The following is a 14,398-nucleotide window of genomic DNA, read 5'->3' as shown; positions in this document are numbered from 1 at the left end:
GGTGACACGCGTAGGTCGAAAGAATTAGCGTGTCGGGCCCCCACCGTAGAATGGACGAACTAACTATGGGAGGGGCCTGGCATGAGTACGTCGGGTGCAGGCAACAGTGACGCCTATCGAAAGATTCAGGTGGACGCCGCGAGGGTCGTCGCGCAGATGGCTCCCAAGATCCAGTTCGACCCCGCTACCATCGGTGCCCTCAACCAGATCGCGTCTATGTCCCCTGCGCTTGACGCCTACCGCGAAAGCATGGCGAAGCAGCTGGCCCCAGCCCTGGTCGCGTTCAACCAGGCCAACAGCTTCAAGATGGACGTCCTCGCACCTGAGCTGGCACGTACGGCGTCGACACTGGTAGACCTCAGCGCCTTCACGCAGAACTTCGCCACTTCACCGGGAATGCAAGCTCTCGCTGATTCAGTGCGGTCCTACCAGCAGTTTGATTCAATCGTCTCCCCTCAGCTTACGGAGGCAATGCGCGGGGTCATCGCGACAAGCGTCGGTACCGAGGACTTCGCCCGCAAGCTCTTCCAGGCTCCAGGTTTCGCGGACACCCTCCAGAACATCGCCTCGATCAACGTGCAAGTCGGCAACTTCGCTGAGATGTACGCCAAGATCACGGAGCCGCTGACCGAGAGTCTCCGAGCCGCCTACGAGGGCACCAAGGTCCTGGACGGCTTCGACTTCTCGGTACTCGGCGACATCGACGAAGAAGCATTTGAAGAGTTCTTGGAAGAGCACCCCGAACTCGAGGAGACCTACGAGTCCATCGAGCGGACACTCGTCCGCCGAGGTCTGATCAGCAAGGAGACCTTCAGCCGAGCCGGTGCTCGCTTCACGTCGTCGACCTTTGCCAAGCATCTGATGGTCGCGGTCATCATGTTTTCGGCTGGCGCAGCGCTGATGTTCGGCGTCAAGAGCCTCCCTGACGATCTCGAAGACGAGGGCATGATGCACCTCGGCATCGTCGGCTTCATGTACACCGCATATTCCGTCCACTCCATGGTGAAGAAGTCTGTCACTCCCCCGGACACCGAGTAGGACTGGCCATGACAGAGCGGCGACCAACGTACGAGTCGTATGTCTACCGAAACCTGTGGGCATTCTCTGGAAATAGCTGTCCAGGCCAGCTCGAAATATCTAAGGAGCGTTGCCAAAGAATCATCGTCAATCCGGACTCAGCCGAACTGGTTGGAGAGATCGCCCATATCGTCCCCTACTCTAAGCAACCCGGTCAACCGCGTCAGATTGATGGCTGGACCACCCAACAGCGAAACGACGTATCGAACCTGATGCTGTTGTGCAAGACCTGCCACGCAAAGATCGACGGCAAGCAGTGGAAACAGTGGCCAAAGGAACGTCTGGAAGATATCAAACGCAGGCACGAGTTGAAGTTCTCCAACGCGCTGTCGAAGGCATTGAGCCAGGCGGGCCTCTACACAGATCTGACTAGCATGTATCCCGGTTCCTTCGCGTCGAATGGGTATACGCTATTCTCCGAGGAGGACAAAATTGAGGCTGAAGCCAACGACGCAATCAAAACATACGATGACTTTTTGAAGGATTTGAACCAGTTCCAGACCCGGGTCAGCAAACTACCGCGCTCAGCACGGAGTGTCCTGCACATAATTCTCAAGTATGGATATATCAAAGACGCATCGCTACGCATTGATACGTGGGAGCCCGAACGACACGCAGTCGCCTCACGCGACGAGGTTCTCGCCGACCTCTACATCCTGCACAACAAAGACGTTATCTACTATTACAGCGCAGATGAGCTGGGCGAACCCGAGCCCATATCTGTAAATCTCGGCAAAGGGCATCCCTTCGATGACTTTTGGGAGAAGCTCAAAGAGCTAGGCGACGAGGATCTGCAGCGCGCCATCCTGGATGCCGATTTCACCGCCTTCGATAAATGACCTGCGGATAACTTCGCCGCCGCTGATTTCGTGTCGTGAATGAAGAATGGTGCCCTGACCTGGGATGATCGAACTTGCGAAGGTATCAATCGGACCAGGTCGAGGAGCACCATTCAGGTGAGTAAGTCTTCGTCGCCGTAACCTGTGCTGTCTGCACCTCTGACCAGCGATCGACGCCGGGCACGGCGCGGTGGCAAGGAGCACCAGTGGCCAATCAAGCACCCGAATTTCCCGGTCCGTGCCGAAATCTCTGGCTCTCGTCTGTTGATCGGTCGCACCCTCGTTACAGGAGTCCGCGAACGCAACAGCGACAGCGCGATACTGCCGCGCACAAGGCGTCTTCGGAGCAGGAGGACCACTCACCTTAGCTCTGGGAATCGCAGCCGCCAGGGCCCCAACCCAGGAATCGCTCTGCCTCTGACGGAGTTCATGAGCCGAAGCAAGTGAGGCCGTCAGCGCGATTCGGTAGACTTCCTCCATGACTTCGGCATCACGTCACACCGGCGCGGCTCACACGGGCAGTTGCCAATTCCTGATCGACGTCATCCGACGAGCCTGGTCATCTGAGACATCTGCCTCACCCGAGCAATGGAGTCCAAAGGTCCCGTCGACGGGCCAGTGCGCAGTGACCGCTCTGGTGCTGCAGGACCACCTGGGAGGTACTTTGCTTCGCGGTACTGTAGATGGCATAAGTCACTACTGGCTCAGAACCCCCACTGGCGAGGATCTCGATCTGACCATTGACCAGTTCGAGGGACACGTGTCTACGGAACCGTCCCCGCGGACTAGAGAATACGTTCTGTCTTTCGATTCGACATCTAAGCGATATCACAAACTCGCAGCAGATGTAGCTAAGCGAATGTAGCCAACCATGCCAGACGATCGCGAGATTCTGCTCTATACGTCCAATATTCGAGAGCTTTACCTCGCTGATGCGCTGTCGGTGCTGGCACTCCCTCGAGGATCTATTATTCGATTTAGGTACCACAAGGATTATGTCGCTTCAGAATTGTGGAACCATAGAAGGCTCATTGGCCGTTGGGTGCTCGTTCATCTTTCAATTCAGCATCCGAGCCGCTTCCACCCCTCAGCTTTCGTACCGCTGCGACGCGCGTCCGTCTTTCACGCGCATACCCACGGCGACGTATTGGTTTTGGACCTCAAACTGGCCGGCTACTCGGCAGCTATGCCGATTGAAGAGACACAGATCGGCGCGAGTCAAGGTCGCGGAGACGTCATTCGACGATACTCTGACTTTATCCGCCAGGACTCGTCGAAGTACCCAAACCCTGACGGCGAACCTGCCAGATCCGCTGCTTTCGCACGCCCACATTCTGAGCTCCTGGCGGATCTTGACAAACAGGGACTTACTCTAGCTTCGAGAGATGAGGAAACTTCGTTCGCTGAGTTGGTCCGAGATTTTTCGGCAACGCTGACCAACCCTGTTAGGATCTATTATCGATTCGTCGGTATCAGACCCGCGGATTCCGAGCAGTTCCTGCAGGCCGATGGCGGAGATTTTACCCTGACTGCGGGCGAGAGTTATATTCTTGAGATCGAACACCGGCAATATCAGCTGGATGCGGTTCCATCGGCAATAGATCTCCGAACTGGCACCGACGTGAGCAGTCGTGACGTGACTTCTTTACCCATCGCATCTCGATACGATCGATTCGCGGTGGCGATCGATGTGCCTAACAGGCCCGACGTCAGCCGGAGCTATTTGGAAATAGCTCCGGGGCCCGGGCAGTACGGACCGACGGCACGCATGAACCTTATCTTGCGCCCATCTAAATCCCAACAATACGCGATTCCAGCCGCAGGAGCGATAGGAGCGGGTGCTCTTGCATTCTCCAGTACGGACTCAGCACCCGACGGCAATTGGGGAGCCGCTATCGCCGTCGGTATAGCTCTACTTCTTTTTGTCCTAGGCGTTTGGCAAACCAAACGCCGATTGAGTCTTATTCCCTGAACCTACTACTAATGATCCTCAAGCAGGTTCCGGCTTCGTTCCTACCGCGGCACGCGTCTCATCCTGCGACTGCCACCCCGAGTTAGGCATTGAGAATGCTCACACGCTCTCACGGCAGCACAGACATACGCTTCAGGCCCTGGACCTTGGCGATCGCCGAGCTACTCTGGAGATGAGCGTCAAACAGGGAGCGGGTGTACGCGTGAATCAGCAAGTCCAGGCGAGCGGCCTTCTTGTCGACTGCAACTTCGTCCACGCTGTGCGCGAAGCAGGCTACCTGTCAGTGGCCACCGCACTCGCAGAGTTGGTTGACAACTCGATTCAGGCGGGCGCGACGGAGGTGGCGATCACGGTCGAACGCGACGAGCCCGAGTCCAGCCCGACGATCGTCGTTGAAGACAACGGTGCTGGCATGTCGCGCCAAGAGCTTGAAGCATGTCTCAAGTTTGGTGGCTCGTCGAGATTCGACGACCGCGCGTCTTTCGGCCGGTTTGGGATGGGCCTCCCCGCTGCATCGCTGAGCCAGACGCGGCGCGTTGAAGTCCGTGCGTGGAGGCGCTCTGGGTCCGAATACGAGGTCGTTCTCGACGTTGACCAAGTGATGGCAGGTGGTACGACGCTGTCTGCGCGACGAGTCGGTCCCCGACGGTCTGAGTCGGGCTGCTCAGTTGTGTGGAGGTCCTGCGACCGCATCCCCTACCGACGGCTGGGCTGGCTCGATCGTCTCCTTCGCGCCGACCTCGGACGCATCTATCGGCGCTTCATCACCCACGGCACGCTGCGACTCACTTTGAATGGGCGCGATGTCAAAGCTCACGATCCGATGCTGCTCGACACCAAGATCGAGAATTCGTCGGCAGAACGCGCGTTTGAACCGCTGCAGTTCGAACTGGACACCTACACCGGTGTTCCTGGATGGGTCACGGTCAACTTCGCTGTTCTCCCCGTCGCGCAGTGGCACATGCTTGACAACGTAACCAAGCGTCGAACCGGCATAGTTGGCGGACCCACCGTGTCCGTACTACGGGCTGGTCGCGAGATCGCCTCAGGCTGGCACTTCATGGGTAGCAAACGGAGAGAGAACTACGACGACTGGTGGCGTTGCGAGATTGAGTTCGATCCGGTTCTTGACGAACACTTTGGCATCACGATCAACAAACAAGGTATCCGTCCATCGGAGAGACTCCGCGAGGCTCTTGAGCCCGCACTAGAACCAGTTGCCCGGCTCCTCAACGGCCGCGTACGACAAGCCTTCGAGGAGGTGAAGTTCCGAGAGGCAGCGTCGATCTCCTGCCGGATTGCGGCGGACGCAGAGTCGAGTCTGCCTCCAATCGAGGGGCTCGGTCGCCGATCGGGTGGCATCAACTACAGCATCGGCACTGCACAGTTACCGGTCGAATCCATGCTCGCCACCAGATTTGAAGGGAACAACCTCCACGTCGACCTCAACATCGATCACCCGGCCTTTCGAGCCCTCTACCAGCCACTACAGTCCACGGCCGACAGCAGCAGCGGCGATGTCCGCACCGCCCTGGAACTGCTCATCCTCGCCTTTGCACGTAGCACTATTGTGTCACCTGATGGCGCGCAGGAACTGCTTCAAGTGTGGAGCAAGACGTATGGTCGGATGCTGCTGAAGGCATGACAGAAAGTGAGAGCGTGCCGCTTGCCTTGCCTGCCGAGGCAGCGCGGCTTGAACAACTCGCATTCCTACGTCTGTGCAGGTTGCTCAGCAACCCCGTAGGAGGCCGCTCCGACCATGAGTCCTGGGTGAGAAAAGCCAAGCTTGGCGATCTGTACGAGCAGCCAACACTTGCCGCAGCAGCACACGTCGCGATAGACCTTGTCGAACAAGGCTGGACGGTAGCTGTCTCGAAGCAGACCGCAGTGTTCTCGCCGCCGCCAACCAACGGCGACCGAGATCTCGAAAAACAACGCATCCGGGCCCAAGAACACCTGCGTCGGGACGAACAACTGAGGAAGCCAAGCGTCCGTCGCTTCGTTGGGCGAATGGAACGCACCCATCGACACGGCGACGAATTCATCTCAGTGTTCAACCTGATCCGTGATGGACGCGAACTTGCTGACGCTCTCAAGGACCCCGCCGGCAGCGGGTCCGCCATTCAGCCCTACATTCAGATCGTCGACGACTCCATATGCGACTTGACCGGCTTCCGGCTGCACGATATCTGGAGGTACTTTCGCCACACTTGGTCAAACGCGTACTCGACAGTTCCCGGTCGCTCAATGCCGATCCTGGTCCGCGACGCTGCGACCTCTCACCATGCAGTGATCGGCCTGGCTGCAATCTCAAGCCCGGTGGTACAGATCGCTGAGCGCGATCGGTGGATGGGGTGGGATACGGATCAATTCATCGAAAGCATGGAGCAAGATCCGAGCGTCAAACTGGCAAGGTGGATAAGACGACGCATCAGCACTCAACTTGACGAACTGTACTTAGATGATCTGCTTCGCGACGGAGTGCTGCAACCAAGCGACACCAAACATCCCCCGACGGACCTTGCTGACAGACTCCGGGCTGATGCGGAACGGCACCGCGAACGACACCATGGCGCGGCACGCATTAACGAGGTGCGCAATATTTCCCGTGAGTCATGGGTGGAGCGCGCTGAGACCGATCTGTTTCGGAGCAAGCGTGCGTCGGCGCTGGCAGACGCCCTAGAGATCAAACTGGCGTTGAGCCCCTATCTGGAGCCTAACCCGTCAGTCAAAGGCCTTCGAAAACTGTTGCAAAGCAAAGATGCTCGGGTACACCTACGCCGGTTGGTTCGCCGTGCTCGCGGGGAAAGGGTCGGAACGGTAATTGCGGATCTCACGGTCTGCGGCGCCGTAGCCCCCTATAATTTGCTTGCGGCAGGCAAATTGGTTGGCGCCCTATCAGTTTCGCCACCCGTGCTTGCGGCGTACCGGACCAAGTACGCACGACCGAGCGAAATCGCCTCGGCGATGGCCGGGCGAGCCATCGTTCGGGAAGCCCGACTATCTCTGATCACAACCACGTCGCTCTACGGAACCGGCTCCAGTCAATACAACCGCCTGTTCTGGCCGGCCAACACACTTGGAGGCCCGCCGGACGAGAAGATGGGGTTTCTCGAACTGGGGCGATCTCGCTCATTTGGGACCTCCCATTTCACAGACGAGACCGTCCAGGCATTGGTACGACTCTCAATGATGCGCAGTTCAGCGGTTCGGGTGAACAGCCTGTTCGGCGAAGGTGTCAGTCCTCGCCTGAGGAAGGTCCGCCTCGGCCTTGCGGCGCTCGGATGGCCAACGAACGAACTATTGCAGCACCGCCGTCAGCGCATCGTGTACGGAGTACCTCTCGCGGCGAATATCAAAGACTTTTCCCTCGGAATAGACCGCTCTCCGAACTACCTGTTCGACACCAAGATAGCGAATTCAGATGCACTCATTTCTGAATGGTGGCTGCACCGTTGGGGCCTTCCCAGAGCAGCGAGATCCGATATTCGTGACCAGATGCGCCAGCAGCGCCTATCGTATCCGATCGAACACAATGCTCGTGTCAAGCTTCCGGATCTACCCGACGATTCGGATGAGGCTTGATCATCTGCGGCCACGAACTACGCGTGGTGCGCTCAAAAGCCGACGAAAGCCGGCTACGTATCGACCGAGTACCACTCGGAGGTAGCGACCATCGAGATCACCAGCCGTTCTGGCTTATCTGGATCTCGGTTTCGACGCACACCGAGGAGTCGAACGCGCTTGCCGGCGGGGAACGGAACGTCGGTCTCGACCGTCCGGACCAGGATCTCCGTCCTCTGGTGGGACAGGGTCGCAAAGATCCAACTCCTAGACCCGTTCGGCCGAAGCACCGAGCCTTCGAAGTCGAACCACTCTTCGCTCGAGACCGTCGACACTGCTGGTGGAACGCTCAGCCAGTACGGACCGCACAGATGCTTAACCTGGCAGTACTGGCACGTTTCTTCACTCGGGAACGCAGTTGGCGGCGGCGTGACGGTGATCCGATCAGCAGTCGCGACCCGCGCAGCAGTTTCGGCTTCGAGTTCGTCCAACTGTTCTTCATCGGGGGCGTCAACAGAGCGCTCAAAGGACGGATACACGAGGCGGAGTTGCGTCGCCGGTCTGCCATCAGGGTTAGTCTGCTCATCGAGACTCCAGAGCAGGGCATACAACCGCACCTGCTCATCGTGAATGTCGTCCTGAATGCCTGTCTTGAAGTCGGTCACGATGACATTGACATCGTCGACAACCAGTTGGTCGATGGTGCCAGTCACTCGCAGGGACTCTGAGGTCACGACGCGTTCGGCGTGCGCGCCAGGCCGCGCAGGAGACCGTCGCCTCGGACCATCTGTATCAGCCCATTTGCTGCTATGTACCGTCCCGTTCGGAAGCACGCCTCGATGTAGAAAGGCTTTCACCTGATCGGCTGCTTCAGGCGCCCTCCTGGCCAGTTCGCTCCTGATCCGGTCTACGCTTTGGGCGGAAACGCGTGGGTTAGCGTCTAGTCGTGCCAACTCGGTTTCGATCGCCGCCAGCACGATCTCCCGCCAGCCCCCAAGCGATTTAAGGACACCAATCACCTCGCCCCCGCTCGACGACGTCGTTCCAGCATCGCGAAGGGTGTTGGTCAAGTGCTCAATGACACTATGAACGACACTACCGAAGACAGCTGCGGCAACGGGCAACGGCGGATAGCCGCGGCGCTCCCAAATGTCTGGGTAATCAGCGCGTGACAGCATCCAACGTTGGGGGCAGGTCTCTATTTCTCTGAGGGACGAGTAACTCCACAATGTGGGTGTGTTCGGCCAGTGTCCCCAAATGCCCGCAACATCAGTGTAGAAGCGAATCCTTTCCTCAATCACCGAACGAACTCCAGTACCTCGCGAGAGGCATTCGGCAGACTCCGCCTGATTATCAAGTCATCAATGAGTTTCACGCGCTCGAACGTCTCTTGATCGACACGGTCTAATTCGGACGTTGGCGCCACGCCGGGTGTAAGTGGGCTGTGCACCCCGATGAACGCGCGGGCGCCGCTATCCTTGGTCGCAAGAATCGGCACCAAAATCTCGCCAATGCCATCGACAGCGGTGGTCGCATTTCGCGCAAAGGTGACACCCTCGACTCCCGAACGCTCCAAGTCTTCGAAAAGCTTCTGGGCTGACGATTCAAGTCGGGCGGCGGAGAGAGTCGGTCGCGTGCCATCAAGAAGGTAGCGGAGCAAACTGGCTCCAACGTGACGGTCCAGGTGCGTGTGCTCAAACCGGTTCCGGAAGCTACGCAGGCATCGGTAACATGACTCGTCGCAGTCCTCCGGACAGTTTTCAAGCCGATCTAGGGCCAATTCGAAGATCCTTCGGCCCATGTCGCTCACCTGCTGTGTGAACCCAGCGCCGCCTGCGAGTGTGTCGTACAGATAGATCTCTGCTTCGCGGCCGTGGCCCCCCAGAGGAGTGAGCGCGGGACGAAACTCTGCCTGCAACTCGTTGGCCTCGATCTGCAGTTGTGCGGTCGCCGCGATCGTCAGAGCTTCTGCCAAGGTGCGAAGCGCCACCTGTGAGGACAAGAACGACGGCCGCAATGTCACCGGATCGGTGACCGACAGGCGGATGAGAAGAACATCCGAGATGAAGTCGGTGCCAAGCACCAGACCCCGTGTCGCCCGTCCTCCCGGGCACATCGCATCATTTGGATCTGTCGGAAACGGCTTGTGGTGCGTTCCGGCTAGCAGAGGCGTGGGCATGGCTGTCGGCTCAATCAGGCCGCACCAGGTGCAGAAAGTGTAGCCCTCATTGCGCGGCCCGGTGTTCGACACAAGTAACGTCGTCCGGTCGAAGTTCTGCTGGATCCGATCCGTCACCTGCTGCCAAAGATCCTCCTTGCCAGGTCCTCCTGCGATGAGTTTGGCGCGGGTGGCGTAAGAAACGGCGGGCTGGTCGTCGGGACTGGTACCCGGCGGCTCATTGGTCGGGTGCGCAAAGCCTGGTGGACGCAACCAATTCATCCCTGGCCCAAAACGCTCACCTTTGCAAGCTGGACAGAAGTCTGTCCGTCCACGGTCGGATTGCTCCCACGGAACATGGGTGGCGTAGTGGCAGTCTTGGCACTCGAAGTACATGAGTCTCTGCTGCCAGGCGTCGGTCAGTTCACGGCGCATAGGCGAGTAGAGCGCGCCGGAGGTCCATTCACGTTTATCCACCCACACCACTTTGCCGGGGGCGTACTGACTGAGCGCAACGGTCAGGCCCTGGCTGGGCGCGTACTCGAAGACCGGGCGATACGGTGTCGAGCGGTCCTCATCGAAGATGTGGAAGCTGACAACATCCGTCGGGAATGCATACCGCGGCAGCACGCCCTTGTAGAGGAGCCGGTCGAGTAATTTCGTGCGCGCTCGTTGCGAACTCGGGTCTTCGCCGCTGTCTTCGCCAGCATCGTCAGTCCGGCCGTCGCCGTCGTTTTCGACGCCAGCGTCCTCGTCGGAGCCGTTCTCGTCGCCGCCAACATCGGACTCGCTTGCTTCGCCCTCGGGTGGTGGAGGGACGTCGCCGGTTTCCGCAGATCCTGTGGACCCACCCTCGGATTCGATGTCGAGGGCGTGGTCAATCCCCTCCAAGGTCGTCTTGATGAGCCCGCTGAGGACCTCACTGCGCAACTCACCAGCGATCTCGCCCGGCAGCCAGTCGTCGACTTCGCCGCGGAGTGCCGCCTCATTTGAACCGAGCCACTTCTCGAAGTCAGTCCGGTTGAGAGTGGCAGTCTCGGAGAGGAAGTCGGCGACAGAGCCGAGCACTTCGAACAGGTTCGCCGGCATGGTGGCGGGGTCAAACACCTGGATACGGTCCTGGTGATATCGCTGAAGCAAGAAAGCGGTGACGTGACGCTTGGCTATCTCGACGTTGTCCATCGTGAGGACCGGGTCGGAGACTTCTCCGCTGATCATCTCCTTGGGCTCGCGGAAGTAGTGATCGTCGTGAGTATCGGCACTGCCGAACGCGATGACGGTCGCAACCGCGTTGCCTCGCCGACCTGCTCGGCCAGCCCGCTGCTGGTAGTTGGCTCGGGATGGGGGCATATTGCGAAGGGCGACACCACTCAGCGAACCAATGTCGATTCCGACTTCCATTGTCGTCGTGCAGGACAACAGGTCGATAGCAACGTCTCTCTGTTGCCCAGGCGCAGGCACCGCCAGGTCGACATCTTGGAAGAGCAACTCATACATCTCCGCCTTCGAGAAGACATCGTCGGACTGCGATGAGTTGAGTTGAGCGGTGTGCTCGGCCGCAACGATGCTCATCACCTCGCCAGGTGGCGTCGCCAGTGCACGTTTCGAACTCGCGCGGTAGTAGCCCTTGCGTGCCTTAAACACCTCATCGGTGTCGGGATGAAGCGTTTCGACGGCGTTGGCGCCACACGAGATGCAGGTGGTACGGCCGGGGAACGGGCGCTGCGTGAAACGGCATCGCTGGCAGTAGCCCCATCCATCGCCGAGTTCCAACGCGACGGTTTGGGCACTCAGTTGATATTTGTCGCCAACCTGCTGGCAGAACTCGTTTTGAAGGACTGGGAGCCACTCGTTCTGGAATGCGCGGCGCGCGTCGCGGGTCGGCAGCCAGGACTTGATCTTGCCGAAGTTTCCGGTAACGGCCTGGACCTTCGTGCCCTTCCACTCAGCGTTCATCGCTGAGAACCAGATTCCAGGCCGCCGCCACAATGACAGCCACAGCCGCATCAAGGCGATCTTCGCGTCATCGCCTGTGGCAACCCCTGGTATGTCAACTAACTCAGCAAGCAAATCATCCGTGAGGTTGGCGCGCTCGCGAAGGGTGGCGAGTCCGAGCGCCTGGAAGCTGTAGTACTGGCTGGTCAGGGTCGGCACGAGGTTGCGCAGCAGCGACTGAGGCGGCCGCTCCTGGATCGTATACAACTGGATAAGTTCACTCGGGTCAGTCAGCGCGCCACGCTTCAGCGATTTGGCAACCTGGCCGAACGCAGTGAACTTCTCAGTCCCGTCAAGCTCCGGTCGGAGTCGCACGCCGAGCAAGTTCGCGCCAACCAAGGAGGCCAAATAGAGGTGCTCAAGGCTCAATGAAGGCGCAATGACTGCCTGCTTTGACAGTTCGGCCCAGCCCTTCAAGACAATGGGCCGAACTGCATCACGTAGCGAGTAGTCCTGCACGTTGGGCGCCAAGCGGGCTGCGACTTGTCGCGAGTCGGAGAACGCCAGTACCTTTCGGCCCCGTAACGGCGCGAACTCAGTGGCGGGCTGTGGCCCCGGTGGCTGGACCTCGACTTGCCGACTCACTAGAGCCTGAAACGGCTGGTCGCCCTTTGTCTGGTGATCTTGAACGCTGCTCTGTCCAAAGCTGGCCTTCTCGCCACAAAGCCCACAGGGTACAAACTCACCGGGCTTCGGCTTCTTGGTCGATGTGTCATCACCGCTACCATCGTCGCTGCCTTGATCCTCGCGCCGAGACAAGCACAGCCAAATCGGACGCCAACGTTCACCCAAATCGTGCGGATTAAGACGTCCTGTGATCAGATCCAGTTCCTTGAGTTCCGCGTTGCTGTCGTTCTCTGGGGGTTCCTCAAGGAGCAAATCGATCGGCTCCAGTTCTGATACAGGCCCGGAAGCCGTATTGAACGCCTTGCCGGGTTCCTGCCACAGGAACGACGGGTTCTCGACATTGTCTGTGTAGGCGCGGGCGTATGCGGTCCCGCACTGGCGGCAGGTGAACAGTTCAAAAACTCGTGCGCCGCAACCGCAGGTGTTCTGCGGCTGGCCGTACATCGCACCGATTGGGCCCTTGGGAATCCCGTCACGCTCGACAATGCAGTCGGGATCAAGGCAAGCCCAGAGCCCGGGAAGACCGCGAAAGAACGCATGCACGCGACACGGCAGCAGCCCTGCACCATCGGACTTAAGTCGGGCTGCGCTGGCGAGTGAAATCAGAGTCGACACTGCCCTGTCGGCCAATTCGACATCGGCGTTCGGGAAGATCAGCTGGCCGAGTTCGCTGAGCGGAAGCGCCTTCTTCATGGTCGCGTTGACGAGCATTCCAAGAGGTGGAAAGTCGTGGAGCGCTCTAAATAGGACAGCACTCGACTCGGCGCCAGGCCCCGGGACGACCTTCCGGTAGGCCAGCAGAGACGCCGTGGCCTCAATCCTGGCCGGGTCGTCTTCGGCGGCGTAGTACCGATCCATTTGCACATCTGCGAGCGCTGCGGCGTCGGCAGCGGTACCAACCGCAGCGGGGTCTCGGAGGTCGAGCGTTCCGGTGACGGCGTCGAAGTCGCCGACTGACTTGCCGGTCAGCTGTGCTGCAAAGGCTTTGGCGTACTCGGTGTCGGAGAAGCTCGCGCTGGTTGCGATGACCTGGACACGGTCGGCGGAGATTCCCAGCCGTGCGCGTAGGCGCCGCATGAGAAGTGCAACCTCGGCCCCAGATGCGCCGCGGTAGAGGTGTGCTTCGTCAATGATCAGGAAGAAATTCTCGTCGGGGTTATCCTCGAGCCACTGCTTCGTCGCGTCGAATATCGGCCGCTCCAGCGGTCGCATCAGCATGTACTCCAACATGGAGTAGTTGGTGATGAGCACATCGGGCGGCCAGTTCAGAACCTCATGACGCGTTAGCAATTCAGCGTCGTTCGGCAGCATGACAGCGCGCTGAAACTCGCCAGTCTGCGAATTCTGCCAGCGCTGCCCGCTTGATCCGTACCACGCATTGAGGTCGGGTTTCGCCGGCCATTTGCCGCGAGCCTTAAGTTCCCCGACGAGCGCTTGTGCGCGCTTCTGCCGGGGCGAGTTGCCCTTCGCAGCCTCATCGAGCAGAGCAATGTAATACTTCTCGAGTGATTTGAGCCTGACCTGGTCTTTCTTGGCCGTTCGCACGCCCGGGTACAGAGTCCGACTGGTATAGCGTGCAAACCTTGGTGGACGACCGGCCCACCTATCGAACTGCGAGGTAACGCGGTCGTCGCCGAGTAGCAGGCGCAGACGGCCAAGCTGATCATTGACCAAGGCGTTCATCGGGTACAGAACAAGTGCGCGCACGGCGGGCGTCCCAAATGACGCCGGACGATTCGCGGCCTCTTCAGCAAGTTTGGCCAACATCGGGAGAAGAAAGGTCTCAGTCTTGCCTGAACCGGTGCCGGTTGTAACGACCAGACTCCGGCCATCTCGTGCAATCGCCTCCAGCGCGGTGGCCTGATGTGTGTATGGCGGATCGAAGACCAGGGGCTTCACGTCGCCCGCGGTGGAAGTCAGTACCCCGAACAGGTCGTGCACGGCGGCGTCGAGCCCAAGATCAGCGAATCGCTGACCGGCTGTGTAGCGCGGTGTGCTCTCCAAGAACGGCGCCTGATAAGTGTTGCCCAGGCTGTCCAGCAGCACCTGTCGCTGGCGGATAAGCGACGGGTGGCCTATATGGTAGGTCGCTTCGATGTAATCGCGTAGAGCGGTTCGAATCTCGCTGATTGTCTCGGCGATTGTAAGCGCACGCGCCGTCATCTT

The 14,398-nt window shown here is 59.3% G+C and carries 8 protein-coding genes; 6 read left to right on the top strand and 2 right to left on the bottom strand.

All coding sequences use genetic code 11. The features are described from left to right. Positions 1-81: 81 nt before the first annotated feature. From QSJ19_RS17450 to QSJ19_RS17430, 6 genes are all read left to right on the top strand, one after another. Positions 82-1,038 (top strand): hypothetical protein, encoded by a 957-nt coding sequence (locus QSJ19_RS17450; protein WP_286322183.1) that lies wholly within the window; start codon positions 82-84, stop codon positions 1,036-1,038. An 8-nt stretch (positions 1,039-1,046) separates the two neighbouring features. Then, positions 1,047-1,916, top strand: coding sequence for an HNH endonuclease signature motif containing protein (locus QSJ19_RS17445; RefSeq protein WP_286322181.1), 870 nt, complete (start codon positions 1,047-1,049; stop codon positions 1,914-1,916). Positions 1,917-2,394: 478 nt separating this feature from the next. After that, positions 2,395-2,781, top strand: coding sequence for a YunG family protein (locus tag QSJ19_RS27025; protein ID WP_502876218.1), 387 nt, complete (start codon positions 2,395-2,397; stop codon positions 2,779-2,781). A gap of 6 nt (positions 2,782-2,787) precedes the next feature. After that, a complete protein-coding gene (locus QSJ19_RS17440; RefSeq protein WP_286322179.1) occupies positions 2,788-3,888 on the top strand; it encodes a hypothetical protein in 1,101 nt (366 codons plus the stop codon). Between the two features lie 172 nt (positions 3,889-4,060). Then, entirely contained in the window at positions 4,061-5,533 is a 1,473-nt protein-coding gene (locus QSJ19_RS17435; RefSeq protein ID WP_286322177.1) for an ATP-binding protein, read from the top strand. Beyond that, entirely contained in the window at positions 5,494-7,473 is a 1,980-nt protein-coding gene (locus tag QSJ19_RS17430; protein WP_286322175.1) for a Druantia anti-phage system protein DruA, read from the top strand. Before QSJ19_RS17435 ends, QSJ19_RS17430 begins: the two co-directional genes overlap by 40 nt. A gap of 53 nt (positions 7,474-7,526) precedes the next feature. On the opposite strand, the gene QSJ19_RS17425 is transcribed toward QSJ19_RS17430, so the two are convergent. Then, positions 7,527-8,753: a RecB family exonuclease gene (locus QSJ19_RS17425; RefSeq protein ID WP_286322173.1), complete on the bottom strand. Its 1,227-nt coding sequence runs from the start codon at positions 8,751-8,753 to the stop codon at positions 7,527-7,529. After that, positions 8,750-14,395: a DEAD/DEAH box helicase family protein gene (locus tag QSJ19_RS17420; protein WP_286322172.1), complete on the bottom strand. Its 5,646-nt coding sequence runs from the start codon at positions 14,393-14,395 to the stop codon at positions 8,750-8,752. The genes QSJ19_RS17425 and QSJ19_RS17420 overlap by 4 nt, the downstream gene beginning before the upstream one ends. Positions 14,396-14,398: the final 3 nt, after the last annotated feature.

The sequence above is a fragment of the Gordonia sp. ABSL11-1 genome (assembly GCF_030315685.1).
Taxonomy (GTDB): domain Bacteria; phylum Actinomycetota; class Actinomycetes; order Mycobacteriales; family Mycobacteriaceae; genus Gordonia.
This window is presented reverse-complemented; position numbering and strand designations above follow the sequence as displayed.

Excerpts from the sequence above, each read along its gene's own strand:
- QSJ19_RS17435 (WP_286322177.1), top strand. The coding sequence starts at position 4,061 with ATGAGCGTCAAACAGGGAGCGGGTGTACGCGTGAATCAGCAAGTCCAG.
- QSJ19_RS17420 (WP_286322172.1), bottom strand. The coding sequence starts at position 14,395 with ATGACGGCGCGTGCGCTTACAATCGCCGAGACAATCAGCGAGATTCGA.
- QSJ19_RS17450 (WP_286322183.1), top strand. The coding sequence starts at position 82 with ATGAGTACGTCGGGTGCAGGCAACAGTGACGCCTATCGAAAGATTCAG.
- QSJ19_RS27025 (WP_502876218.1), top strand. The coding sequence starts at position 2,395 with ATGACTTCGGCATCACGTCACACCGGCGCGGCTCACACGGGCAGTTGC.
- QSJ19_RS17440 (WP_286322179.1), top strand. The coding sequence starts at position 2,788 with ATGCCAGACGATCGCGAGATTCTGCTCTATACGTCCAATATTCGAGAG.
- QSJ19_RS17445 (WP_286322181.1), top strand. The coding sequence starts at position 1,047 with ATGACAGAGCGGCGACCAACGTACGAGTCGTATGTCTACCGAAACCTG.